Consider the following 23,091-nt stretch of genomic DNA (forward strand, 5'->3'; position numbering starts at 1 on the left):
CGTGGGCCGGTCCGGCGGCCAAAGATAGCATCCGAGAGATGACCGACCTTGCAAAATACGGACCGTGGGCTCTGATCGCCGGAGGCTCCGAGGGAGTCGGCGCGGAGTTCGCCCGCATGCTGGCAGCAGACGGGTTCAACCTGGTCCTGCTGGCGCGCAAGGCCGGCCCGCTGGAGGCCACCGCGCAGCGCTGTCGGGACCTGGGCGCGCACGTGCGCACGGTGGCGGTGGATCTGGTGGATGTCGCGTCGACCACGCAGATCGCCGACGCCACCGCCGACCTGGAGGTCGGCCTGCTGATCTACAACGCGGGTGCCAACACCTGCAGCGAGCGGTTCCTGGACGCACCACTGGCCGACTTCCAGAAGGTCGTCGACCTCAACATCACCAGGATGATGGAGCTGGTCCAGCACTTCGGCAGGCCGATGGCCGCGCGAGGCCGGGGCGGCATCCTGCTGGTGGGGTCTCTGGCCGGCTATGCCGGATCGATGCGGCATACCGTCTACGGCGGGGTGAAAGCCTACGGCCGGTTGTTCGCCGAAAGCCTGTGGCTGGAATTGCGCGAGTACAACGTCGACGTACTGGAACTGGTGCTCGGGGTGACCCGCACGCCGGCCATGGAACGCGCGGGCCTGAACTTCGAGGCACCGGGAATGCGGATCAACGACCCGGTCGAGGTCGCCGCCGAAGGGCTGGAACATCTCGCTGCGGGGCCGGTTCACGTGGCAGGCGGCAACGCCAAACGCGCCCAGATGAACAGTGCGCCCGACCGGGCTCAGGTGGTACTGAAGTCCGACGCGGCCATCCGCAACCTGATCAATCAGCGGGCGCCGCAATGATTTCCGACCTGCGGGCACTCGAGGCGCGGCTACGCCGGCTCGAGGACGAACGCGACATCGCCCGGCTGATCGCCTCCTACGGCCCGCACGTCGACGCCGCCGATGCCGATGGAACCGCCGCGCTGTGGGCCACCGACGGTCGCTACGAGGTCGAGGGCTGGACCATGGCCAGTCGGGCCGACGTCCACGCGATGGTCAGCTCGACATCCCACCGCGACCTGGTGGCCACGGGTTGCAGTCACTTTCTCGGCCCTGCCGTGGTCACCGTCGATGCCGACACCGCGGTGGCGGTCTGCGAGTCGCTGGTGCTCGTTCGCCGCGAAACGCCCGATGGTTCCGGTGAATACGTGGTGTGGCGGGCCACGGCCAACCACTTCGAACTGGCCCGCACGGAAGGGCGCTGGCAGATCACCCGGCGCTCCAGCCGCCTGCTCGACGGTGACCCGACCGCGCACCGACTGCTGGTCGCCGGCGTGGCGGGAGAGCCCGTCAGCCGACCCAGGTGAATTCTGTGTGCCCATGCGGTTACCGATGCCTTCTACGGGATGCCGACGCCGGAGCGCCGACTTACGCTCGTCGCGGTCGGGGATTGGCCGCAAGAGGGGAATGAGGGCGCAGGGTGAAGGCAGTGCTCGGCCTGTCGGTGACTTCGCACGCGATCGCCTGGGCACTTGTCCACGGTGACGCTGCTGCCGCGGAGGCCGGCCCACTCGATGACGACGCGTTCGACGTCGAGGTTGCCGATCAGGTGGCCGCACGCGCGGCAGCGGCGGCCCGCAGCGCGCGCGCCATAGCCGCCGCCAGCGGCCAGGACGTGGCCGCGGTCGGGGTGACCGATTCGGGCTTGGACGGTGCCGCCGGCGACCAGCTGGCCCGACTCCTCGACCGGCTTGCTGCCACGGGCTTCGACGATGTGCGGATCGTCGCCGAACCGGCCGACGATGCAGATGTTGACGAATGCGGGATGGAGGCACAGCTGCGCGAGGCGCGCGCCGCCGCCTACGCCGTCGCGATCGGTGCGGTCCCCCGAGTGGCCCCCGAGCCGGTCGCACACCGACGCCCGGCACCGCGTAAGCACCGAGGGGTGCGGCTAGCGGCCGCGGCTGCGGCGACGGTTGCAGCGGGCATGCTGACGGTCGGCTCACAATTCACCGAACCCGCACCGACTCCGGCCGGCGAGCAGGAGGACACCACCGCGGCGGCCCCGGCTCCGCGGGTGGTCACCGTCGCCGCACCGCGACTGTCGGAACGGGCTGTGACGATGCGGCCCAGCGAGGTGACGGCCCCTGCGCAGGTCGTCGAGAACGTCGAGCAGGTACCTGCGTATGTCCCGCCGGTGGAGCCGGCTGTTCCCGTGCCACGCGCCCAGCCTGTGGCGGTTGTGCAAACCACTGTGCCGCAAGCGGTTCCGGTGGTTCAGATGGCGGTTCCGGCGCACGCACCGGACGTGTCGAACATGCCGGCGCAGCAGCCGGGTGGTGTCCCCGCCGCGTACGTGCCCGCCGCCCAACCACACCTGCCCAGCTCCGACGCCCACGTCGCCGCAGATCCGTCGCCGGGGCCCGCACTCGCATCGCCCGGTCCTGTGCCAGTCCCGGTGCCGGCACCCGCGCCGGCAACCCCAGCAGATCCCATCAGCGGGTGGCTTCTCGCCGCCATGCCGTGACAGGGGCCGCCCGAATCAAGGCATGGTCGCCAGGCATGTTCAGGTAACGCCGCGCGCTGGCACCGCAATGCGGCCCGGGTGCTGGATGCATTGCCGCGCGATCCGATTTGCTCGGGTATTTGACTGAAAGCCCGGAAAACTGGCGCACCGGGCGTATCGTCCGTTGTGTCGGGGCCGTTCGAGGGGTTGGCCGCGGCCGTCCCGGGGGACAGTACGTCAGCTATGAGGCAACGATGACAATCGTTGCGAGCATGAGGCGCTACCTTCGCGGTCGCGGCGGCTTACCACCCGCAGCCGTTCTTCTACGGGGCGAGGAACTGCGCCAGATGAAGCCCGACCCGTTATGCGTCCTGGGCACCGCCCCGGTCGACGGCAGCGCGAGCGAAAGCGCGAACCCGGTCCTTGGCGACCTTGCCGTTCCCGGTCAGCGGTAGCGCCTCGGTGAACAGCACCAACCGTGGCCTCTTGAAACCCGCGATCTCGTTTCGGACGTGCTCGACGAGTTCGTCGGCAGTGGGCGGCTGACCCGGAACGGGCACCACCACCGCGCACACCGCTTCGCCCCAGTAGTCGTCGGGAACGGCCACCACGGCCACCTGGTCGACGGAGGGGTGCCCGGACAACACATCCTCCACCTCGCGCGACGACACGTTCTCGCCTCCGGTGACGATGATGTCCTTGAGCCGGTCGACCACGTACAGCCGTCCGTCGGCGGCGGTGCGGCCCATGTCGCCGGTGTGCAACCAGCCGTTCGTGGTGCCGGCTCCGTGCGGCCAGTAGCCGGGCGTCACCTGCGCACCGCGCACCAAGATCTCGCCCACCTGCTCGGCCGGCAGCAGATCCCCGGACGGGCCTGCGATGCCGATCTCGATGCCGGCGTGCGGATAGCCCGCACTGGTCAGCAACTCGGGTTGACCCGCCGCGCCGGCCCGGTGATCGTCTGGGCCGAGAAACGTGATGTTCCCACCGGTTTCGGTCATCCCGTAACCCTGGTGGAAGTCCACTCCGAGCACCTCGATCGCGCGCCGCAGCAGATCCAGCGGCATCGCGGCCGATCCGTAGGCGATCGACTCCAGGCTGGGCAGACCGGTCCCGGTGCGGCTCAGATGGCCGAGCAGGGCGTGCAGCATCGTCGGTGCCAGTGAGCACGATGCCACTTCGTGCCTGCGGACGAGCTCGGCGAAATCGTCCGGGCGAAACTGTGCACACAGCACCACCGTGGCGGCCACCGCATGCTGGACCAGCATGTTGTATCCGGCGATGTGACACATCGGGAATGGCAGCAGGTATACCCCGGCGGGCCGCACCGAGCGGCCCTCGACCGAGCCCCACACGGCGGTGAGTATCGAACGATGGCTGTGGACAACAGCTTTCGGGGTTCCGGTGGATCCGCTGGTGAACAGTAGCCAGGCCGGGTCATCTGGGTCGATGACATCGGGGCAGGGCAGACCAGACGTGGGAGCCGCCCGCCACTGCTCGGATTCGAACGCGACAGCCCGCTCGACCGGAGCCTCCGTGCCGGCCAGGGCCGACAGATAGCGCTCGTCGCCGAGCAGTAGTGCGGGCGCCACGGTGGTCAACTGCGCGGCTTGCTCGGCCGGACTCAGACGTTGATTGATCAGCGTCAGGATGCGTCCGCTGCGCGGCACACCGTAGTACAGCTGCGCGTAGGCGGCGCTGTTGTCGGCGACGACGGCCACCCGGTCACCGGGCGCGGTACGAGCCGCGATCCAGCCGGCGACACCGTGGATCTGGCGATCGAACTCGGCGAAGGTCGCGGTGGCTCCGTCGTCGGTCAGCACGGCCTGACGCGCAGGCGCAGCCGCGGCTGCCGACGAGATCAACTCATGTAGAAGGGTCACTCCCGGCCACCCCGGGTAAGGTCGAACCGGTCCAGATACCGCCGCACGAAGTCCTGGGCCTGCTCATGACCCCGGCTGATACCGAGACCCTGCTCCAGCACCAGAATGCGAGCCAGGCTCGCCACGATCATCGACATCACCACAGGCGGGAATTCGTCGGTGTCGACGCCGTGGGCCTGCAGCGCAGCGGTCATCGCCGATTCCTCGAGGTCACGGAACCGGTCGGCGTAGCCGGCGATCTCGCTACGGATGGCCTTGCGGTGGTTGGCCAGCGCCATGAACTCCATCCACAGCGCCGCGCCCTGCGCGCTGTTGAGTTCCCACAGCGCGTGCAGGGGAGAGTCCTCGGCGAAGGCCTCCTGCTGAGTGCTCAGGTTGGCCTCGGCTCCGGCCTGCAGCACCGCCACGTACAGGTCGTCCATGCTCGGGAAGTAGTAGTGCACGAGTGCGGGTTTCACCCCGGCCTGCGCGGCCACCCGCCGCGACGTGGCCGCGGCATAGCCTTCGGCGAGCATGACCTGGGCGGTGGCCCGGATCAAGGCTCGGCGGGTGCTCGAATCGCGTCCTGGCGGGGCCTTGTGCGTACTCATCGCACCCTTGACCACGCGCGGCGGCGGCTGCTAGACATGGCCTGAGTGTAGTTATTGGGCGATCGCCCAAAGTTGGCAGAGGGTGGGCGAAGGCATGACCGTCTATTACGACCCGTACGACACCGGGATCGTCGCCGACCCCTATCCGGTGTACGCCCGCCTGCGCGACGAAGCGCCGATCTATCACAACGAGCGGTACGACTTCTGGGCACTCTCGCGGCACGCCGATGTCGAGAGGGCATTGTCGGACTGGGAAACCTTCTCCAACAGCCGAAGTGACATCCTCGAGCTGGTCAAGTCCGACTTCGGCATGCCACCGGGTGTGATGATGTTCGAAGACCCGCCCATGCATACCCTGCTGCGCGGCCTGATGTCGCGGGTGTTCACTCCGCGGCGGATGGCCGAGATCGAGGATCAGATCCGGCAGTTCTGTGTGCGCTGCCTGGATCCCCTGGTCGGCTCGGGCGGTTTCGACATCATCGCCGAACTGGCGTCGATGATGCCGATGCGCGTGATCGGAATGTTGCTCGGCATACCGGAATCCGAGCAGGTCGGGGTTCGCGACGCCAACGACGCGAATCTACGCACCAAACCCGGCGCACCGATGAAGGTGCTGCAGGCCGACCGTATCGCCGACGGCCGGATCTATGCCGACTACGTCGAATGGCGGGCGAACAATCCCTCCGACGACCTGATGACCGCGCTGCTCAACGTCGAGTTCACCGACGAAAACGGGGTCACCCGCAAACTTCAGCGCAAAGAGGTCCTGCACTACACCCAGGTTGTCGCCGGGGCAGGCAACGAGACCACCGGTCGGCTCATCGGCTGGCTGGCGAAAGTGCTCGCCGAACATCCCGACCAGCGCCGTGCAGTGGAGCAGGATCGGTCGCTGCTGACCCGAGCGGTCGACGAGACGTTGCGCTTCGAACCCACCGGCCCGCACGTGGCACGGTGGCTGGCAAGAGATTTCGATTACGACGGCACCACGGTGCCGGCCGGCAGCGCGATGCTGCTGCTGTTCGGGGCGGCCAACCGCGACCCGCGTCGTTACCGCGATCCCGATACTTTCGACATTCATCGCGACAACATCAGCCACCTGACCTTCGGCAAGGGTCTGCACTATTGCCTGGGCGCCAACCTGGCCCGGCTCGAGGGTCGCGTCGCGCTCGACGAGTTGCTCAATCGCTTCCCGGAATGGGAGATCGACTACGACAGTGCGCAACTGGCGCCGACCTCGACGGTGCGTGGTTGGGAAACATTGCGTCTTGTGGTGAACTGAGCGGCGTGAGCATCTGGAGCGGGCGAGCCCGGCGCAGTGTCAGCGGCGAGGTGCCCGCGCCGCCAGAGCAGGTGCGGGCGTTCTACGTCGACTTGGACAACATCTCACAAGTGCATCCACTGGTGCAGTGGGTGCGCAGCACTTCCCGGCTCGAGCTGGCCGACGGATACCAGCAGGACTACCGGGTCCGCGACCGGATCCCGTTGGGGCCGTTGACTCTTCCGATCACCTATCGGGCCAGGCTGATCGTTCCGGCCACGGGCGCGGTGACCGCGCAGGCCCGCCAGTTCCCGCAGGTGCGGTTGGACAGTCGGGTGGATTTCGCGGTTACCGCGACCGGAACCCGGATCACCGAAGAATTGAGGATCGCCGCACCCCGGCCGTTGTTGGCGATCACCGTGGCGCAGGCGGTCGCCGCCCACACCGCGATGCTCGCCGCGATCGGAAAACTGTTCGGCGCCTGCTCGCCCAGAAAAGGGGAGTGAGTCAGGAGGTGCTGACTGCCTCGGTGTGCTCGGTGGCCACCGACTTGGCCCAGCGGTAATCGGCCTTGCCGGCGGGGGAGCGCACGATCTGGTCGGACCGGACGAAGGCCTTCGGGATCTTGTACCGCGCGATGGCTCGCTCACACACCGCCACGAGTTCCTCGTCGGTGGCCGAGGCGCCTTCGGCGAACTGTACGACGGCCACGACCTCGTTGCCCCAACGCTCCGACGGCCGACCGACCACCACCACGTCGTAGACGGCTGGGTGTGCCGCGATGGCCCGCTCCACCTCCTCGACGAAGATCTTCTCGCCGCCGGAATTGATGGTGACCGAATCTCGGCCCAGCAGCTGAATGCGGCCGTCCTCCAACACGTTTGCCCGGTCACCCGGAACCGCCCAGCGCACTCCGTCGATGGTGGGGAAGGTGCGTGCGGTCTTGGCCGCGTCGCCCAGATAACCCAGCGGGATGAGATCGCGCCGGGCCAACCAGCCGCCGCCCTCGCCGGGGCCGAGCACCCGGGACATGTCCTCGGAGACCACGGCGGTGTCCGACTGGGGACTGAAGGTGGCGGCCTCGGAATCGGTGCCCGCGGTGGAGGCGGTGCTCATCTGGGTACCCGACTCCGAGGAGCCCACCGCATCGAGCAGCATCAGGTGCGGCAGCGCGGCCAGGATGCGCTCACGCACGGTCGGCGAGAGTGGCGCGCCTCCGTTGGTGATGGTGAACAGGCCCGACAGGTCGTAGTCGCCCTTCTCGATCTCGTCGATCAGCGGTCGGGCGATCGCATCGCCGACCACCGGGATGCTCAGCACCCGTTCGCGCGCGGCCAGGGTCAGCACGTTGTCGGGACGCATCCGGACCACATCGTCGGGGATGACCAGCTTTCCGCCCATGGTGATCGCGTTGTAGGCGGCCCACTGCGCTGCGCCGTGCATGAACGGCGGGATCATCAGCAGCGACAATCCGCCGCCCGCGGTGCCGGCCCGCTCGGCGAGTTCCTCGTAGGACCCGATGAAGGTGTCGGTGCCGAACGGACGGCCCCCCATCGAGGACAGGAAGATGTCGTGCTGACGCCACAGCACGCCCTTGGGCATGCCGGTGGTGCCACCCGTGTAGAGGACGTACAGATCGTCGCCGGAGGGGGTCGGCATCCCCGCTTGTGGCGCAGGGGTTTTCAGGATCGTCTCGTAATCGACAGCACCGGGCAGCAGGTCGTTGCCTGATTCGTCGGCGACCTGGACGAGCACCTGCAGGTTGGGCAGCTGGTCGCGGATCGCGGCCACCCGGGGCGCGAACTCGGCGTTGTAGATCACCGCGCGGGCGTTCGAATCCTTCAGCAGGTAGAGGAGTTCCTCCTCCACGTACCGGTAGCTGACGTTGAACGGGGCCACCCGCGCGCGGTAGCTGCCGATCATCGACTCGAGATACTCGTTGCCGTTGCGCAGGTAGATGCCGAGGTGGTCCTGGCCCGATTCGTGTCCGGCGAGCCCAGCGCGCTCGGTGTGCACCCCGAGACCCGCCGAGACCAGATAGTGGGCGAAGCCGTCGACGCGCGCATCGAACTCGGCGTAGCTGAGCCGGCGATCGCGCCACACCAGGAAGGTCTGATCGGGCACGGCGTCGGCCACCGTGGAGAAGACTGTGGACAGATCGAACTTCACGTCGGCGCTCATGGCACTCCTGGTGTGCACGGATTCGGGCCCCCCGACCATACATGTGTCACTGGACTGTATGGCCGACGGGATGTGACCCGCGCCTCAGACCGGGAAGAACCCGTCGCCCGTCAGCACACCCGGCTGCCAGCCCTGCGCGCCCAGGCACAACATCGGCCGGCCATCAGGGGACTGCGCCGCCGCCTGCGGACCCGGGCACGGCGAGCCGATCTCCTGCACGCCGTGCAGCGGGTAGGCGTAGGTCCAGAAGCCGGTGTGCACCGGCGGCCACTGGTTCGGAATCCACCGGCACTGCATCGCCGTGCCACCCGGGCCGCGGCCGAACACGTTGCGTTCCCAGCTGAAGCAGGGCGCGCCGTTGGAAGCCTCGTAGCTCATTCCCGGAACATCGGTGGGGTAGCGGCCCGGATTGTCGGGATACATGTTGCTGTTGTCGTCGGCCATGGCACCTGGCGCCATCGTGATCGCTGTTGCCAGTGCCGCCGCGGCGACCGCCGTCGTGGCGAAGAGTTCGCGAATCATGTTCCACCCTCAGCATTGCCGGCCTGTGGTTGGTGTGCCAGACCGGCCAGTTCGTTGACTTTGAGGCAGAAGCCTAGCCGGTCACCGCGGCGGGCAGTCAGCATTTCGGGCCGTTGTTACTCGCCGGTATCGGTGTCGAGCACGCTGACCGCGATGCCGTACGGCAGGAACCGCACCCGCCGACCCGGATCCGTGTTGCTCGAATTGGCCCGCAGGGCCTCGAGTTCGTTTGGGAAAACCTGCTCGATGTGGGCACCGCCGGCGTCGTCGACCGTGTAGATCGCCCAGACGCCGTCACCCTTCTCGCCGGTGGTCTCCGGTTCTGCCCGGGGCCGCGAGAACCGGGTCACCTCATCGAGCAGTCCGGCCCAGCCGGCACCCTGGCCAGGGTTGCCCAAGAATTTGCCCAACCCGTCGAGGGCATCGCGCAGCCCCTCGCCGGCCTCGCGCGCGACGCGGTCGAAGTCCTCGGGGTCGAACCCGAACGGTCCACTGCCACTCATTGCGGTCTCCTCGGTGGTTGTGGGCTGAGCCCACGTGTCAACACCAGTGTGCGCGCATGCGCGGCCGAGCGGGATGGTAAACGATGCATATGGCCTTCACACGGGACGAGCTATTAGCCACTGTCGAATTGTCGCCGCAGGCAGCGGGTGCGCATGACCGGCAGGGATGGGTGGGGCTGTTCGCTGCCGGCGGACAGGTCGAGGACCCGGTGGGCTCACGGCCCCACCGGGGACCGACCCAGATCGAGCGGTTCTACGACACCTTCATCGCGCCGCGTGACATCACATTCCACCGAGATGTCGACATCGTCAGCGGGTCGACGGTGATCCGTGACCTCGAGCTCGAAGTCGCGATGGGCCCTTCGGTCAGCATGCGGATCCCCGCCTACCTTCGTTACGCCGTTTCCGCCGGTGCCGACGGACCGCGGATCGGTCAATTGCAGGCGTACTGGGAGCTGCCGGCGATGATCGGTCAATTCGCCAAGGCGGGTCCCGGCGCGGTGCCGGTCGGACTGCGGCTGGCCGCCGCGTTGCTGCGCAACCAGGGGCCCGCGGGCACGCTCGGCTTCGCCAAGGGCATGGGCGGAGCCGGCCGTGCCGGCAAGCGCCTGCTCACCGGACTGCTCGACGATCTGTGCGCCGGCGACGCGGTGGCGGTGCAACGGCGGATCGGTGCGGACACCGTCATCTGCTTCGGTGATGACGCACCGCTGAGCACCTCTGGATTGGTGGAACGCACCACGGGTGCCTCTTGGCGCAAGCTGATCGCCTCCGGTTCGAGTCTGGCCGCCGGCCTGGACCGCGACGGACGCCGGGCCGTGCTGATCGCCGATGTCGGCCGCGGGGCGCGTGCGGTCACCCGGTTGCGGTACTTCGCTGACGCGACGTGAACGCGGCATGAGTGTCGATACCGGCCCGGCTGCACCATCCCGGCGCACCGTCGTGAGACCGTAGAAGGATCATGGCTGATCACGCTTACATCACCTACGAGGAATTCGGACGCCGGTTCTTCGAGGTGGCCGTATCCGAGGAACGGGTCGGCGACGCCATCGGCGCGATTGCCGGCGACGCATTCGAGATGGGCCCGATCGCCCAGGGGCCGGGCAAGATCGCCAAGGTCACCGCGCGGGTCAAGATCCAGAAGCCGCGGGTCAGCCGGATCGTCGGCGAAACCATCGACTTCTCCATCCGGATCCCGCTGGAGATCGACATGGTGATCGACCTACGTATCGACCGGCCCAAATTCATGGTGTTCGGTGAGATCGCGTTGCGCGCCTCGGCATTGGCCGCCGAGCCGCTGTTGCTGATCCTCGATGTGAAGAAGCCACGGCCGTCTGACATCTCGATCCATGTCACCTCGAAGTCGCTGCGTGCCGAAGTGCTACGGATCTTGGCCGGCGTCGACGCCGAGATCAAACGGTTCATCGCCGCGCACGTGGCAGGCGAGATCGACAGCCCGGCCTCCGAGCAGGCCAAAGTGATCGACGTTGCCAAAGAACTCGACTCCGCCTGGGGCGGAGTCTGACCGGGCTTGCCTGATCATCCTCGGCTTCGGCTAGGCACTGAGGTAGATCAAGTCGGGCCGCCGCGGCGACCGGCCGGTGCCGCCGGACTGGCCTCGGAGGTGACGCCACAGCCACGGCATGAGCATGTTCTGCGTCCACAGCACCTGCGAATAGGCCCGGGACCGAAACGACTGGGTCTGGTCTTGTCCGGTGGCCAGCGCCCAGTCATGGTTGCTGCCAGGCAATCCCAGCGCCTCGGCGGCCGCCGCGGCGAACAGGGCGTGCCCCTTGGCTGACCCGTGCACCCGATCGGGACTCCAGGTCTCGGGCTCGCGCATCGAAGGCGCCGTGTACAGGTCGACGAGGTGAAAGCCGTACCGCTCGGACGCACCGATGATGGCGTCGTTGATCTGGATCACCCGCTTCCCGAGCAGCCTGCCCACCGGGAGGATCTGCGTTATGTCCGGGAACGTCGTGGTGACGACGGTGGCGCCGGATTCCGCGACGGTGCGGTAGATGAACTCGAGATCAACCAGTGCCCGGGCGAACGAGCGTCCGGGCCGGGTCACGTCGTTCATTCCGATGCACACGGTCACCAGATCGGGTCGCATGTTCAACGCGGTGGGCAGTTGGGTGTGCAGCACGTCACCGATGCGGTGGCCACGGATGGCCAGATTGGCGTAGCCCAACCCGGGGTAGAGCCCGTCGAGGCGCGCCGCGAGCCGATCGGCGAACCCCAACAGGCCCACGGTGTCGTCGCCATCCCACAGTCCTTCGGTCTGGCTGTCACCGAGGGCGACATACCTGGTGAAACGTCGCACGTTGGCGACTCTAGCGCGCACCGGATCGGACTCCGCACCCGGACACAACGGAGGGGCGCCCGAAAAAAGCGCCCCTCCTTGAGGTTTCACGAAATTCTGGTCTACTTCACGTCCACGTAAACCGTTCTGTTGACAACGTTGGTCTGACGGTTGTCGCCGGGGTTACCGGAATCTGTCCGGCTGTAGGTCTGCCCGGGCCGCACCGCTACCACCGATGCCTTGTCCAACGGAGTAGAGCCGATGTGGTTGACGACGACCTTGTAGCCCTGGGCCTGCAGGTTGCTGATCGTCTGTTGGGCATTGCCCGGTCCGGTGGGTGCGGCTTGAGCGGGTGCGGCCAGACCGATGACCGTCGCCACGGCTGCGCCTGCCAATGCGCCGGCAAATCCCAGCCTCATCATCTTTGGTGCCTTCTTTCTTGTTCTGTTGTGTCGCATACGGTCCCCCTGCAGCGCGTGGGTGAGGGGGTGCCGTTGCCAGTGCGTTTAAGTGTTACCTAACGATTAACCGGGAGTTCACAATTAAAATTCCGGCTGACCGAAAACCTTTGACGAGTCGTGCGTCACATTCGGGAACCGGCGCCACCGCGTAGCGTGCAACTCGTGGCAAAGCTGAGCGCCGGTGTCCTGCTGTACCGCTTCGTCGGGACGGACGTAGAGGTCTTGATCGCCCATCCGGGCGGACCGTTCTGGGCCCGCAAGGACGCCGGCGCGTGGTCGGTGCCCAAGGGGGAGTACGTCGACGGGGAAGATCCGTGGGTGGCGGCTCAACGTGAGTTCACCGAGGAACTCGGGTCCCCGCCGCCGGCCGGTCCGCGCATCGACCTCGCCCCGGTGCGCCAGGCGGGCGGCAAGGTGGTGACCGCGTTTGCGGTGCGTGCCGATTTCGACACCGCGGCAACCGTCAGCAACACGTTCACCGTGGAACTGCCCAAGGGGTCGGGCCGGTTCGTCGAGTTTCCCGAAATAGACCGTGTTGCTTGGGTTTCGGTGGCCACGGCGCGCGCCAAGCTGCTGAGCGGGCAGCGCCCGCTGCTGGACCAGTTGATGGCCGCCCCCGGGCTGGCCGGCTACGGCGAAGGCCGAGCGGAGGGCGGGTAGGAAGCTCGCCGCCGCCTCAGAGGTCCAAGGTCAGCCGTTCGCCGGCCTCGGCCCGTGACACGCAGGTGAGCAGATAGCCCGCGTCGCGTTCGGGGTCGGTCAGCAACGTATCGCGGTGCTGCGCAATCCCGTCGGTGACCCGGATTCGGCATGTGCCACAGAAACCTTGCTGGCAGGAGTACGGGGCACTGACGCCGGCCCGGCCCAGTGCGGCCAGCAGGGTCTCGTCGGCTGCGACGGTGATGTCGGCACCAGTGGAGGCGATGGTCACCGAGAACTCGGCGCCGTCGACAACCGGTGGTGCCGCGAACCTTTCGAAGTGCAGCTCCACATCGTCGCGACCGGTGAGCGCGGTCCGGATGCCGGTCAGCATCGGGGCCGGTCCGCACGCGTACACCGTAGTGCCGTCGGCGCAGTCCCCCAGAAGATCGTCGGCGCTGGGCAAGCCCTGGACATCGTCGGTGCGGATCTCGATCCGGTCGCCGAACCGGGCCAGCTCATCGAGGAAGGGCAAGCTGTCTCGGCTGCGCCCGGCGTAAACCATCGACCAGTCGACACCCAGCCGCTCGGCCAGCCCGAGCATCGGCAGGATCGGGGTGATGCCGATGCCGCCGGCGACAAATCGGAAACGTTGGGCGGGTGATCCGTAACCGGGAACGGTGAGGGCGAATGCATTTCGCGGGCCGTGCGTACTCACCTCGCTGCCGACCCGCAGGCTGTCGTGCACCTCGACCGAACCGCCACCACCATCGGGTATGCGCCGCACGGCAATTCGGTAACTGTCGGTCACCGCAGGGTCCCCGCACAGCGAGTACTGGCGCACCCGGCCGCTGGCCAGGTGCAGGTCGATGTGCGCACCCGGATACCACTGCGGAAGCTCGCTGCCGTCCGCAGCGGCCAGGGTCAGCGCGATCACATCCTGATCGTGGGCCACCACCTCCCGGCCCGTCACCCTCAGCGTGATCGTGCGGTCCAGCTCCGGTGGCGGACTGGGCCGTCGGACCATCCTGCCCACCGACCAAATGGTGGCGATGGCGGCGCCGGCGGCGCCGAGCATCGGATCATGCCGGAAACGGCCCGACATGCTCGGTGGTAGCCGGCGGTAGCGGGATATCAGTGACCGCGTCGGCATGTCGGCGCCCGTCACAGGTGAGCGGCCCGCGCCGCGGGCGAGCTCGCCAAGTATGCGACCGCCTGCGCCGTCGACCCCATCTCCTCCGGGGAGAAGCCGGGCCGGCAGTAGGCCAGGGTGTTGGAGCCGAACATCCGGGAGAACTTCGGCAACAGCCCGAGCTTGGAATCACGCATGCGCAACTTGTTCATCTGCCACCAGCCGATGTCGAGGGTCGGGTCGCTCTTGACCATCGCCCAGCAGCCGCGCTGGAAGAACAGGTACACCGCCGTCGCGGCGATCGACATCGCCCGCACCCGGCTGAAATAGCTGTCCTGGAAGTAGACCGCGACGTCGTGGGCGACGCTGCGGTGCTCGACCTCCTCGGCGCCGTGCCAGCGGAACAGATCGGTCATCGTCGGATCGGCGTCGTGATCCTCCCAGGTGCAGTTCAGCACGAAGTCGCCCAGCACCGCCGTGTAGTGCTCGATCGCGGCGATGAGCCAGAGTCGGTCGCACAGGTTGGCCAGCCTGCGGCGCGGGTCGGGGGAGTCCGACGGGGCCAGCGTCTTGGTGAACACGTGCTCGACCAGAGACATCACCGGCTGGTAATCCACCCCGTGGCTGGTCAGGAACTCGTCGAGCACCTGGTCGTGTGTCTCGGCGTGGGTGGCTTCCTGGCCGATGAACCCGCGCATGTCGTCGGCGAGTTTGGGATCGCGCACATAGGGCAGTGCTTCGTTGAACGTCGCGACGAACCAGTGCTCGGCCACGGGCAGGACCACATTGAACAGGTTCACCATCGATGAGGCGACGGGATGGCCGGGAATCCAGTGCAACGGGATGTCGTCGAGATCGAAATGCACCTTGCGGGCCTGGATCTGTACCGGGCCCGGGTCGATCTCATGGTCGAACCGCAATGGACGCAACATCGAGAGCCTCCCTGGGATGAGTGGACTCTCAGTAGTGTACGAAATTAGGTGGGAACGGCGGTACCGGGTCAGGCCGGCGGCGGCGTGCCCGCGCCAGGTGCCCCGGCGATCGGGACCACCGGCGTCGGTGTCACCGTGGTCACCCCGTTGCTGCCGACCCTGGGGCCGCCCGGGACGGCCGAATCGGCGCTCTGCTCGGCGGCGGCCTCGCTGCAATCCAGCATCAGGATCATCTTGCCGCTGGAGTTGACCTTCTGAGAGTCCACCAGGCACTCGGCCTGCGGCAGGGAGCTGCCGAAGGAGCCGCCGAAGGTGGCCTTGATGCCCTGGCTCTTCAGGATCGCCAAGGCCTTCATATAAGGCTCGCCGACCACGTTGACCGATGCCGAGGTCGGCTGCGAGGTGGCGGTGCCTGCGGCCAACACTGCGATCGAACCGGCGGCGAGCAGTCCGCCGCCGAGCGCAACAAGCTTCTTCACGTGAACTCCGTCAGTCGGGTGCGGTTGCGAACATATCGCAGCAGTGACGAATGTGAAACCGGAGAAGACACCCGGTGCGTTACATCCGCGCCTGGCCGGGATGGGCGGTGATCGAGGCCATCAGGTCGCACAACGCATCCGCTCGCGGATCGACGAACACATCCTCGAGCAGCAGGCGCCGACCCTGCGGACCCGTCAGCGGCATACGCCAGTTCGGGTATTCGTCGGTGGTGCCGGGCTGATTTTGGGTGCGCAGGTCTCCGACCGCGTCGGCCAGCGACAGCGCCAGCAGTTTCGACGGGGTGCGGCCCAGATAGCGGTACAGCGCCGCCACCACCTGATCGGTATCCGGATCGGGCCCGAGCAGACCGACCCGGCGCAGCTCGTCGAGCCAGGCTGCCTGGGCGCTGCGATCCGCGGCCAGTTCTTGCTCGACGGGCCGGGTGAGCAACCCCAGTTCCTCCCGCAACCGGACGTGCTCACCGGCCAGATACCCGGGTGTCGGCGGCAGATCGTGCGTGGTCACCGAGGAAAGGCAGTACTCGCGCCACCGTTCGGCGGCCAGTGGCCCGCCGGACTCGTCCGACTCGAACCACAGGATCGAGGTGCCGAACAGGCCCCGCTCGCGCAGGTAGTCACGGACCCACGGCTCGACCGTGCCGAGATCCTCGCCGACGACGAGGGCCCCGGCCCGGTGCGCCTCGAGCGCGATGATGCCGATCATCGCGTCGTGGTCGTAGCGCACATAGGTGCCGTCGGTGGGCGCCGCGCCCTTCGGAATCCACCACAACCGGAACATCCCGATGATGTGGTCGATGCGTACCCCGCCCGAATGGCGCAGCGCCATGTTGACCACGGCGCGAAACGGTTCATAAGCCTGCTCGACGAGGCGGTCGGGCCGCCACGGCGGCTGGGACCAGTCCTGACCGAGTTGGTTGAACTCATCCGGCGGTGCGCCCGCGGTCACCCCGAGCGCCAGCACGTCCTGCAACGCCCAGGCATCGGCACCGTCGGGGTCCACACCGACCGCCAGGTCGCTCATCACGCCCAGCTCCATCCCGGCCTGAACCGCGGTGGCCTGGGTGGCGGTCAGCTGCTCGTCGAGCAGCCACTGCAACCAGCGGTGAAAGTCGACGGCCCGCGGATGGGCTGCCGCGAAGTCGGCCACTTCTGGATTGGCCGGATGCCGCAGTGCCTGCGGCCATCCGTGCCAGTCGGCACCGTGCCGTTCGGCCAGCGCGCACCAGGTTGCGAAATCGTCGAGGCTGCGACCCTGCCGGGCCCGGTAGGCGGCATACGCCAGCTCGCGTCCTGCCGAGCGTTCCACCCGGTACACCTGTTCCAAGGCGGTGCGTTTGGCCCGCCAGGCCGCATCGCGGTCGATGGTCGGGGCGCGGTCGGCGTGTTCGTTGAGCGCGGCGCGCAACGCCCGGATGCGGCTGCGGTGACGCACCGAGGCGAACTCCGGGATGGCTTCCACCCGCAGATACAGCGGATTGACGAAGCGTCGCGAGGTGGGCAGATACGGCGAGGGTTCCATCGGCGCGGCGGGGGCCGCCGCATGCAACGGATTGACCAGGATGAAGCCTGCGCCGTGCTCGGCGGCCGACCACACCGCCAGATCGGTCAGGTCAGTCAGATCACCTGTGCCCCAAGAGTTTTTCGACCGCACGCTGTAGAGCTGGGTGGCCAGGCCCCAGGTGCGCCGCTCGCCCAGACGGGTGGGCAGCCCGACGGTGGCAGGGGAGATCACCACCGGGGTCTCCGTGTGAAACTCCCCGACCTGCAACCGAAGCCGGTGATAACCCAGCGGTAGGTCTGCCGGTAGCTCGAACGTCGCCTCACCGATCAACCGGCCGCCGAGATCGAACGGGGGCCGGAGGTTCTGCAGTTGTCGCAGGCCGCTGCGTTCGGTGCCGTCCTCTAGATGCAACGTGAGTTCGACCGGATCCCCGTGGGTGACATGCACCCAGAAACTCGACGCCACCGTCGCCCGGCCCACCACGATGGGCGGCAGGGAGCGCTGCCAGTACTGCCGGTCGTGGTCGGCGAGCGCGTCGGCCCGCTCCTGCTCGGTGCCCGCCGGCACGCCGAGAGCTTCGAGCACCGCCACGAGCGTGGATTCCGCGACAGCGGTGCGACGGCCGGTCCAGTCGTCGAACTCGGCGGCCACGCCGTAGCGGTTGGCCAACTCCAGCAGGGCCGATGACGAAGAGGTCATGAGACCAATCTTGGTGCCCGGAACGCGATCGTGCCGCAGTAGTGTCGCCTCAGTGGCATCCAGGTCGGTAACAGATCACCGCGACACCGCCGCCTTGCGCAGGGCCCGCATCGCGGTGGCAGCGTTGTTCTTGACCAACGGGGCCATCTTCGCCAACCTGCTGCCGCGCTATCCCGAGATCAAAACCGACCTGCACCTGAGCAACGCGGTGTACGGCGCGGCCGTCGCCGCGTTCTCCGGCGGGGCACTGGTTGCGGGACTGACCGCGGCGATGCTGATCCGGAGGTTCCGCAGCGCACGGGTCGCCGTGATCGGCACGGTCGCCCTCGCCGCCTTGATCACCACCGCCGGTGTCGCGGACACGCCGCTCACGTTCGCCGCGGCCTTGTTCCTGGCCGGGGCGTGCGATTCGGTGGTCGATGTCGCCCAGAACGCACACGGGCTGCGGTTGCAACGCGAACACGGACGCTCGATCATCAACTCGCTGCACGCCGTGTGGGCGGCGGGGGCGATCCTCGGCGGACTCACCGGTGCCGCAGCGATCGCGCTGGGGATTCCGCGGGGACTCCAACTCGCGGTGGTGGGCGTGTTGTCGAGTGCGGTGGCCCTGGCCGCCTACCGCTACCTGCTGCCCGGCCCCGATCACGACAACCACCCGGCAACACAAGCCGCGCCGGGCACCAAGGCCGGCGCCAAGGTGTACCTGATGCTGCTCGCGATGGTGCTGATCGCCATTGCCGGCGCCACCGTCGAAGACTCCGGAAGCTCATGGGCCACGCTTTATCTGCGCGACTGGCTAGATGCGCCACCGGCGCCGGCCGTCTTCGGATACATCGCACTGGTGGCGTTCATGTTCATCGGCCGGTTGACCGGCGACCGACTGGTCGACCGGTTCGGCCAGGCCGCCGTGGCCCGCGCGGGCGGCATCATCGCCGCCGCGGGCATGGGAGCCGCACTGGCGTTGCCGACCATCCCAGGCACCATCGCCGGCTTTGCGCTCGCGGGTTTGGGCGTGGCCACCCTGGTGCCTGCCGCCATGCACGGCGCCGACCAGCTGCCCGGCCTGCGGCCTGGTACGGGGCTGACCGTGGTCACCTGGCTCATGCGGGTCGGGTTCTTCGGAGCTCCGCTGCTGGTCGGCCTCATCGCCGACGCCGCCGGGTTGCGGGCAGGCCTGCTGACAGTGCCGGTAGCCGGAGTGGTGGCGGCCCTGCTGGCCGGGGTGCTGCCGCGAAAGCCGGCGTCGGGTTCAGTGCGCCGGGACGACACCGGCGAGCTCGATCGTGAACACTCCTGACACGATCAGCACGATGCCGAGCAGCATCACCGGGGTCAGGGGCTCCCGGAACAGGAACCTGGCGATGATGGCGACCAGCGCGACCCCGCACGCGGTCCAGATTCCGTAGGCGATGCCCACCGGCACACCCCACGACAGGGCCAACCACAGCAGATAGAACGACATCACATACCCGCCGATCACCGGCGCGATCCAGACCTTGCGGCGGAACCCGTCGGAGGCCCGCAGCGCGAGCGTGGCGAACACCTCGACCAGGATCGCCCCGATCAGTGCCAGCCACATCATGATTCGGCCCGACGCGGATGCGACCCCAGCTCAACCAGCAGCACACCCGCGATGATCAAACCGATGCCGGCCACGATCGGCCAGGTGAACGGGTCGCCGAACAGCACCGCGGCCAGCACGGCCGTCGCCGCGGTGCCCAGCGCGCCCCAAATGCCGTAGGCGACCCCGACGGGCATGCCGGCCCGCAGCACGAGGGTCAGCAACACAAATGCGGCCAGATAGCCGGACACCACCAGCACCAGCCATGCCGAATGGTCCTGGGACGCGCGCAGCGACAGGGTGGCGCTGACTTCGGTGGCGACGGCCGCAGCCAACAACGCCCAGGTTCGCACCGGACCAACTTATCCGAGCGGCCGGCCGCGATGAGTACCGTGGGGGAGTTCGCCAAGCTTTGCCGAGGAGTCCGCATGACCGATCCGACACGAGCCCAGACCAGGGGCGGGCCGGTCGTCGAGACCGGGTACGGCCCGGTCCGTGGGACCGACGACGGAACCGTCAAACAGTGGCTGGGCATTCGCTACGCCGCCGCACCGGCCGGTGAACTGCGCTGGCGGTCACCGCAGCCACCCGCGCACCGGCAGGAGATCACCGACGCCACCGCACCCGGACCGGTGTGTCCACAGCTCACCGATCCGAGGATCCCGCTCGATCTCGGTGCCCGCCAGGGCGAAGACAGTCTGGTGCTCAACGTCTGGGCGCCGAGCCGAACCGAGGCCGGCGACGGCAAACCGGTCATGGTCTGGGTTCACGGTGGCGCCTATGTCCTGGGTTCGGGAAGCCAGCCGCTGTACAACGGTTCGGTCCTGGCCGTCGAGGGTGATGCGGTGGTGGTCACGATCAACTACCGGCTGGGCCCGTTCGGTTTCCTCGACCTGTCCCACTTCAACGGGCGGCCCGGCGCCAAGGGGCTGCGTTTCGACACCAACTTGGGCCTGCGCGATGTGCTGTTCGCGCTGCAGTGGGTGCGCGACAACATCGCCGCATTCGGCGGCGACCCACAGCGGGTGACACTGTTCGGAGAATCGGCCGGAGGCGGCATCGTCACCACGCTGCTGGCCAGCCCGGCCGCCGAAGGTTTGTTCAGCGCGGCGATAGCGCAGAGCTCGCCCGCGACGTCGGTCTACGACGCGGAGCGCTCCCGTGCGGTGGCCGCCCAGTTCCTGGAGAGCTTGGGGATCGAGGATGACGTCGCACGGTTGTCCGGCGTGCCGGTACCCGCACTCCTGGCCGCGGCCAAAGAGGTGTACGACGCGGTACCGAGCCAGTCACCGGGCGTGCTGGCTTTCGCGCCCATCGTCGACGGAGACGTGGTTGGGGACTATCCGGTGGCCGCGGCGAGGGAGGGCCGCACCCACCCGGTTCCGCTGATCATCGGGACCAACGAACACGAAGCCACGGTGTTCCGGTGGATGAAGTCGCCGCTCGTGCCGATCACGCCCGGAGCACTGCGATCGATGTTCGCCGCGATCGCGGCCGAACAGCCCGGCCTGCAACTGCCGACCGAAGCGCAGATCACCTCCGCCTATGCGGGATTACGCCCGAAGGCAATCGGATTGGGCATGGCCCGCGACATCGGTTTCCGCATGCCGACACTGTGGTTCGCCGAGGGCCACAGTGCGGTCGCCCCGGTGCACCTGTACCGCTTCGACTTCACCACCCCCATGCTGCGGCTGCTGCGCCTCGGCGCCGCCCATGCCACCGAATTGCCCTATGTCTGGGGCAATCTCGTTGCCGGTCCGAAAGATCCGACGTTCAAGCTGGGTGGGCTCAAGCACGGACGTGCGGTGTCGCAGCGGGTGCGCCGCCGCTGGGTCAACTTCGCCGCCACCGGGCAACCGTCGGGTGCCCCCGGGGAACCGGTGTGGCGGCCCTACCGCCGCGAGGACCGGGCCACGCTGGTGATCGACAAGCAGGACAAGACCGTCGCCGACCTGGACCGCGATCTGCACGCGGCCTGGGGAAGCCAGATCCTCAATTTCCGGTGAGCCGGATCCGCTGAGACAAGGGCACCGACATGGACATGATCAGGTCCGTTCTGGACTTCCTGCCGCCGCCGATGCGGGACCCGGTGTTCTTCGCCATCCCGTTCTTCCTGGTGTTGCTGACGGTGGAATGGGTGGCAGCTCGCCGCCTGGAGCACCTCGAATCCGAGCGGGCGCCTGCCGGTGCGTTCAACGCCCGCGACGCGTGGGCGAGCATCTCGATGGGGTTGGTGTCGATCCTGACAACCGCTGGATGGAAATTGCTGGCGCTGTTGGGTTATGCGGCCATCTATGCCTACCTGGCGCCCTGGCACCTGCCCGGAAACCGGTGGTACACGTGGGTGATCGCGATTGTCGGGGTGGACCTGCTGTTCTACGCCTATCACCGAATGGCACACCGGGTGCGGCTGATCTGGGCGACGCATCAGGCCCATCACTCGAGTGAGTACTACAACTTCGCCACGGCCCTGCGGCAGAAGTGGAACAACAGCGGCGAGATCCTGGCCTGGATTCCGCTGCCGCTGCTCGGCATCCCCCCGTGGCTGGTGTTCGTAAGCTTCTCGGTGAATCTGGTCTACCAGTTCTGGGTGCACACCGAGCGTGTCGGAAAGCTATGGCGGCCAATCGAATTCATCTTCAACACCCCGTCGCATCATCGCGTGCACCACGGCCGAGACCAGCTGTACCTGGACCGCAACTACGGCGGCATCCTCATCGTCTGGGACCGGATGTTCGGCACCTTCCAGCCGGAGGTGTTCCGGCCGCACTACGGGCTGACCAAGCCGGTGGAGACGTTCAACATCTGGAAGCTGCAGACCCACGAATATGTGGCGATCGCCCGCGACGTCCGGCGGGCCCCCCGCGTGCGGGATCGGGTGGGCTACATATTCGGCCCGCCGGGCTGGCAGCCCGTCGGCGTTCCGGAATCACAGTCGGTGGGATAGCCTCGGCGCTGCCACAACCATTGGCCGACACCGGAATTGACGCGGTACGTGATTTGGGCACTCCGCCGGCGGAGACACCTGGTGTTCCCCAGTGTTTGTGTGACGTTTGAATTCGGGCCGAGCCGAATGGCACCAAAGCAAACCTCGAATCAGTAAGGTCGACTGAACCGGGGTGTACCACCCGGATCAGGGTCCAGAAAGGGGCAATGCGTGGGAGACACACTGACCGAAGGGCAGAAGCTGGAGAAGGGGGGGTCGCTCACCTCCAACAACGGCGCATACACGCTGACGTTGCAGGATGATGGCAACCTCGTGTTGTACGCACGCGACGAAGCGGTCTGGTCGACTTCCACAAACGGCCAGGACGTTGTGCGGGCGGAGGTGCAGACCGACGGTAACTTCGTGCTGTACACGTCCGAGAAGCCCGTGTGGCACACCGACACCAAGGGCAAGAAGGACGTCAAGCTCGTTCTCCAGGATGACCGCAACCTGGTGCTGTACGCCGCCGACGGGCCGGCCTGGTCTTCCAAGACCGAGACCTCCGAGCCGCCGCCACCGGCACCCGAGGCCGCAGCGCCCGAGCCCGAGGTGGCACCGGCCGCGGTCGAAGAGCCCGCACCGGCCGCCGCACCCGAGCCGGCCGCGCCGCCGCCACCTCCGCCGGCACCCGAGCCGCGCACCTACACCGTGGTCTCGGGCGACACCCTGTGGGCGATCGCCGAGCGGTTCTACGGTGACGGCAACAAGTACCAGCAGATCGCCGATGCCAGCGGCGTCGCCAACCCTGACCTGATTCACCCGGGCCAGGTTCTGACGATTCCCTGACTCCGCACAGACGCACGGCCCGGACCACGTGGTCCGGGCCGTCGTCGTGTACGCCCAGCATGGGCATTCGCTTGGAGGTGTGAGTCCTCTGGAGGTGAAGGTGGTTTAACTCCGAGTCGATGGCAACTGCGTCACTGTGAGGTGGGGTGGGAAGGAAGCCGGAGACGA

25 protein-coding genes are annotated in these 23,091 nt (G+C 67.6%); 12 read left to right on the forward strand and 13 right to left on the reverse strand.

What is annotated here, in order from left to right:
- Positions 1 to 38: 38 nt before the first annotated feature.
- The 3 genes from E0T84_RS21645 (at position 39) to E0T84_RS21655 (ending at position 2,505) form a co-directional block, all read left to right on the forward strand.
- A complete protein-coding gene (locus E0T84_RS21645) occupies positions 39 to 839 on the forward strand; it encodes an SDR family oxidoreductase (RefSeq protein ID WP_138745488.1) in 801 nt (266 codons plus the stop codon).
- Positions 836 to 1,345, forward strand: coding sequence for a nuclear transport factor 2 family protein (locus tag E0T84_RS21650; protein WP_138745489.1), 510 nt, complete (start codon positions 836 to 838; stop codon positions 1,343 to 1,345). The genes E0T84_RS21645 and E0T84_RS21650 overlap by 4 nt, the downstream gene beginning before the upstream one ends.
- A 113-nt stretch (positions 1,346 to 1,458) precedes the next feature.
- The gene (locus E0T84_RS21655; protein WP_138745490.1) at positions 1,459 to 2,505 is read left to right on the forward strand and encodes a hypothetical protein; all 1,047 of its coding nucleotides are present in this window, start codon (positions 1,459 to 1,461) and stop codon (positions 2,503 to 2,505) included.
- A 341-nt stretch (positions 2,506 to 2,846) separates the two neighbouring features.
- Here the strand turns inward: E0T84_RS21655 and E0T84_RS21660 are convergent, their stop codons facing one another.
- Positions 2,847 to 4,367, reverse strand: a complete 1,521-nt coding sequence (locus tag E0T84_RS21660) for an AMP-binding protein (protein WP_138745491.1) — start codon at positions 4,365 to 4,367, stop codon at positions 2,847 to 2,849.
- On the reverse strand, positions 4,364 to 4,957 hold the full coding sequence (locus tag E0T84_RS21665) for a TetR/AcrR family transcriptional regulator (RefSeq protein ID WP_138745492.1): 594 nt from the start codon (positions 4,955 to 4,957) through the stop codon (positions 4,364 to 4,366). Before E0T84_RS21665 ends, E0T84_RS21660 begins: the two co-directional genes overlap by 4 nt.
- A gap of 94 nt (positions 4,958 to 5,051) precedes the next feature.
- Between E0T84_RS21665 and E0T84_RS21670 the strand changes: the two genes are divergently transcribed.
- Both E0T84_RS21670 and E0T84_RS21675 read left to right on the forward strand, forming a co-directional pair.
- Entirely contained in the window at positions 5,052 to 6,236 is a 1,185-nt protein-coding gene (locus E0T84_RS21670; RefSeq protein ID WP_138745493.1) for a cytochrome P450, read from the forward strand.
- Between the two features lie 5 nt (positions 6,237 to 6,241).
- Positions 6,242 to 6,721 (forward strand): SRPBCC family protein, encoded by a 480-nt coding sequence (locus tag E0T84_RS21675; RefSeq protein ID WP_138745494.1) that lies wholly within the window; start codon positions 6,242 to 6,244, stop codon positions 6,719 to 6,721.
- Between the two features lies 1 nt (position 6,722).
- Here E0T84_RS21675 and E0T84_RS21680 read toward each other — a convergent pair whose 3' ends face one another.
- The 3 genes from E0T84_RS21680 to E0T84_RS21690 form a co-directional block, all read right to left on the reverse strand.
- Positions 6,723 to 8,396, reverse strand: a complete 1,674-nt coding sequence (locus tag E0T84_RS21680; protein ID WP_138745495.1) for an acyl-CoA synthetase — start codon at positions 8,394 to 8,396, stop codon at positions 6,723 to 6,725.
- Between the two features lie 84 nt (positions 8,397 to 8,480).
- Positions 8,481 to 8,918: a hypothetical protein gene (locus E0T84_RS21685; protein WP_138745496.1), complete on the reverse strand. Its 438-nt coding sequence runs from the start codon at positions 8,916 to 8,918 to the stop codon at positions 8,481 to 8,483.
- 116 nt (positions 8,919 to 9,034) lie between these two features.
- The gene (locus E0T84_RS21690) at positions 9,035 to 9,421 is read right to left on the reverse strand and encodes a hypothetical protein (protein WP_070946126.1); all 387 of its coding nucleotides are present in this window, start codon (positions 9,419 to 9,421) and stop codon (positions 9,035 to 9,037) included.
- 89 nt (positions 9,422 to 9,510) lie between these two features.
- On the opposite strand from E0T84_RS21690, the gene E0T84_RS21695 reads away from it, so the two are divergent.
- Positions 9,511 to 10,311: a ketosteroid isomerase family protein gene (locus tag E0T84_RS21695; protein ID WP_138745497.1), complete on the forward strand. Its 801-nt coding sequence runs from the start codon at positions 9,511 to 9,513 to the stop codon at positions 10,309 to 10,311.
- Between the two features lie 71 nt (positions 10,312 to 10,382).
- Positions 10,383 to 10,946, forward strand: a complete 564-nt coding sequence (locus E0T84_RS21700) for a hypothetical protein (protein ID WP_070946128.1) — start codon at positions 10,383 to 10,385, stop codon at positions 10,944 to 10,946.
- A 30-nt stretch (positions 10,947 to 10,976) separates the two neighbouring features.
- Here the strand turns inward: E0T84_RS21700 and E0T84_RS21705 are convergent, their stop codons facing one another.
- Both E0T84_RS21705 and E0T84_RS21710 read right to left on the reverse strand, forming a co-directional pair.
- Positions 10,977 to 11,747: an SGNH/GDSL hydrolase family protein gene (locus E0T84_RS21705; protein WP_138745498.1), complete on the reverse strand. Its 771-nt coding sequence runs from the start codon at positions 11,745 to 11,747 to the stop codon at positions 10,977 to 10,979.
- A gap of 101 nt (positions 11,748 to 11,848) precedes the next feature.
- Positions 11,849 to 12,148 carry a hypothetical protein gene (locus E0T84_RS21710; RefSeq protein ID WP_138745499.1) on the reverse strand — a complete coding sequence of 100 codons (300 nt, stop codon included), beginning with the start codon at positions 12,146 to 12,148 and terminating at the stop codon, positions 11,849 to 11,851.
- A gap of 201 nt (positions 12,149 to 12,349) precedes the next feature.
- Here E0T84_RS21710 and E0T84_RS21715 point away from each other — a divergent pair, with 201 nt between their 5' ends.
- A complete protein-coding gene (locus E0T84_RS21715; protein ID WP_138745500.1) occupies positions 12,350 to 12,847 on the forward strand; it encodes an NUDIX domain-containing protein in 498 nt (165 codons plus the stop codon).
- Positions 12,848 to 12,863: 16 nt separating this feature from the next.
- On the opposite strand, the gene E0T84_RS21720 is transcribed toward E0T84_RS21715, so the two are convergent.
- From E0T84_RS21720 to malQ, 4 genes are all read right to left on the reverse strand, one after another.
- Positions 12,864 to 13,979, reverse strand: coding sequence for a PDR/VanB family oxidoreductase (locus tag E0T84_RS21720; RefSeq protein WP_171055130.1), 1,116 nt, complete (start codon positions 13,977 to 13,979; stop codon positions 12,864 to 12,866).
- An 11-nt stretch (positions 13,980 to 13,990) separates the two neighbouring features.
- A complete protein-coding gene (locus E0T84_RS21725; RefSeq protein ID WP_138745501.1) occupies positions 13,991 to 14,890 on the reverse strand; it encodes a metal-dependent hydrolase in 900 nt (299 codons plus the stop codon).
- Positions 14,891 to 14,958: 68 nt separating this feature from the next.
- Entirely contained in the window at positions 14,959 to 15,369 is a 411-nt protein-coding gene (locus E0T84_RS21730; RefSeq protein ID WP_070946132.1) for a hypothetical protein, read from the reverse strand.
- 79 nt (positions 15,370 to 15,448) lie between these two features.
- Entirely contained in the window at positions 15,449 to 17,590 is a 2,142-nt protein-coding gene (gene malQ / locus E0T84_RS21735) for a 4-alpha-glucanotransferase (protein WP_138745502.1), read from the reverse strand.
- A 52-nt stretch (positions 17,591 to 17,642) separates the two neighbouring features.
- Here malQ and E0T84_RS21740 point away from each other — a divergent pair, with 52 nt between their 5' ends.
- Positions 17,643 to 18,887, forward strand: coding sequence for an MFS transporter (locus tag E0T84_RS21740; protein WP_249383709.1), 1,245 nt, complete (start codon positions 17,643 to 17,645; stop codon positions 18,885 to 18,887).
- On the opposite strand, the gene E0T84_RS21745 is transcribed toward E0T84_RS21740, so the two are convergent.
- Entirely contained in the window at positions 18,840 to 19,169 is a 330-nt protein-coding gene (locus E0T84_RS21745; protein ID WP_070946137.1) for a multidrug efflux SMR transporter, read from the reverse strand. The genes E0T84_RS21740 and E0T84_RS21745 overlap by 48 nt on opposite strands.
- Entirely contained in the window at positions 19,169 to 19,504 is a 336-nt protein-coding gene (locus tag E0T84_RS21750; RefSeq protein WP_138745504.1) for a multidrug efflux SMR transporter, read from the reverse strand. Before E0T84_RS21750 ends, E0T84_RS21745 begins: the two co-directional genes overlap by 1 nt.
- Positions 19,505 to 19,579: 75 nt before the next feature.
- On the opposite strand from E0T84_RS21750, the gene E0T84_RS21755 reads away from it, so the two are divergent.
- The 3 genes from E0T84_RS21755 (at position 19,580) to E0T84_RS21765 (ending at position 22,923) form a co-directional block, all read left to right on the forward strand.
- Positions 19,580 to 21,157, forward strand: coding sequence for a carboxylesterase/lipase family protein (locus E0T84_RS21755; RefSeq protein ID WP_138745505.1), 1,578 nt, complete (start codon positions 19,580 to 19,582; stop codon positions 21,155 to 21,157).
- A gap of 29 nt (positions 21,158 to 21,186) precedes the next feature.
- Positions 21,187 to 22,098, forward strand: coding sequence for a sterol desaturase family protein (locus E0T84_RS21760; protein WP_138745506.1), 912 nt, complete (start codon positions 21,187 to 21,189; stop codon positions 22,096 to 22,098).
- A gap of 210 nt (positions 22,099 to 22,308) precedes the next feature.
- Complete coding sequence (locus tag E0T84_RS21765) at positions 22,309 to 22,923, forward strand: LysM peptidoglycan-binding domain-containing protein (protein ID WP_070946141.1); 615 nt, start codon at positions 22,309 to 22,311, stop codon at positions 22,921 to 22,923.
- The last annotated feature ends 168 nt before the right edge of the window (positions 22,924 to 23,091 follow it).

Source organism: Mycobacterium sp. DBP42 (genome assembly GCF_005924235.1).
GTDB classification, from domain to species: Bacteria; Actinomycetota; Actinomycetes; order Mycobacteriales; family Mycobacteriaceae; genus Mycobacterium; species Mycobacterium syngnathidarum.

Excerpts from the sequence above, each read along its gene's own strand:
- E0T84_RS21645 (WP_138745488.1), top strand. The coding sequence starts at position 39 with ATGACCGACCTTGCAAAATACGGACCGTGGGCTCTGATCGCCGGAGGC.
- E0T84_RS21650 (WP_138745489.1), top strand. The coding sequence starts at position 836 with ATGATTTCCGACCTGCGGGCACTCGAGGCGCGGCTACGCCGGCTCGAG.
- E0T84_RS21665 (WP_138745492.1), bottom strand. The coding sequence starts at position 4,957 with ATGAGTACGCACAAGGCCCCGCCAGGACGCGATTCGAGCACCCGCCGA.
- E0T84_RS21670 (WP_138745493.1), top strand. The coding sequence starts at position 5,052 with ATGACCGTCTATTACGACCCGTACGACACCGGGATCGTCGCCGACCCC.
- E0T84_RS21680 (WP_138745495.1), bottom strand. The coding sequence starts at position 8,396 with ATGAGCGCCGACGTGAAGTTCGATCTGTCCACAGTCTTCTCCACGGTG.
- E0T84_RS21685 (WP_138745496.1), bottom strand. The coding sequence starts at position 8,918 with ATGATTCGCGAACTCTTCGCCACGACGGCGGTCGCCGCGGCGGCACTG.
- E0T84_RS21690 (WP_070946126.1), bottom strand. The coding sequence starts at position 9,421 with ATGAGTGGCAGTGGACCGTTCGGGTTCGACCCCGAGGACTTCGACCGC.
- E0T84_RS21695 (WP_138745497.1), top strand. The coding sequence starts at position 9,511 with ATGGCCTTCACACGGGACGAGCTATTAGCCACTGTCGAATTGTCGCCG.
- E0T84_RS21700 (WP_070946128.1), top strand. The coding sequence starts at position 10,383 with ATGGCTGATCACGCTTACATCACCTACGAGGAATTCGGACGCCGGTTC.
- E0T84_RS21710 (WP_138745499.1), bottom strand. The coding sequence starts at position 12,148 with ATGATGAGGCTGGGATTTGCCGGCGCATTGGCAGGCGCAGCCGTGGCG.
- E0T84_RS21720 (WP_171055130.1), bottom strand. The coding sequence starts at position 13,979 with ATGCCGACGCGGTCACTGATATCCCGCTACCGCCGGCTACCACCGAGC.
- E0T84_RS21725 (WP_138745501.1), bottom strand. The coding sequence starts at position 14,890 with ATGTTGCGTCCATTGCGGTTCGACCATGAGATCGACCCGGGCCCGGTA.
- malQ (WP_138745502.1), bottom strand. The coding sequence starts at position 17,590 with ATGACCTCTTCGTCATCGGCCCTGCTGGAGTTGGCCAACCGCTACGGC.
- E0T84_RS21745 (WP_070946137.1), bottom strand. The coding sequence starts at position 19,169 with ATGTGGCTGGCACTGATCGGGGCGATCCTGGTCGAGGTGTTCGCCACG.
- E0T84_RS21755 (WP_138745505.1), top strand. The coding sequence starts at position 19,580 with ATGACCGATCCGACACGAGCCCAGACCAGGGGCGGGCCGGTCGTCGAG.
- E0T84_RS21760 (WP_138745506.1), top strand. The coding sequence starts at position 21,187 with ATGGACATGATCAGGTCCGTTCTGGACTTCCTGCCGCCGCCGATGCGG.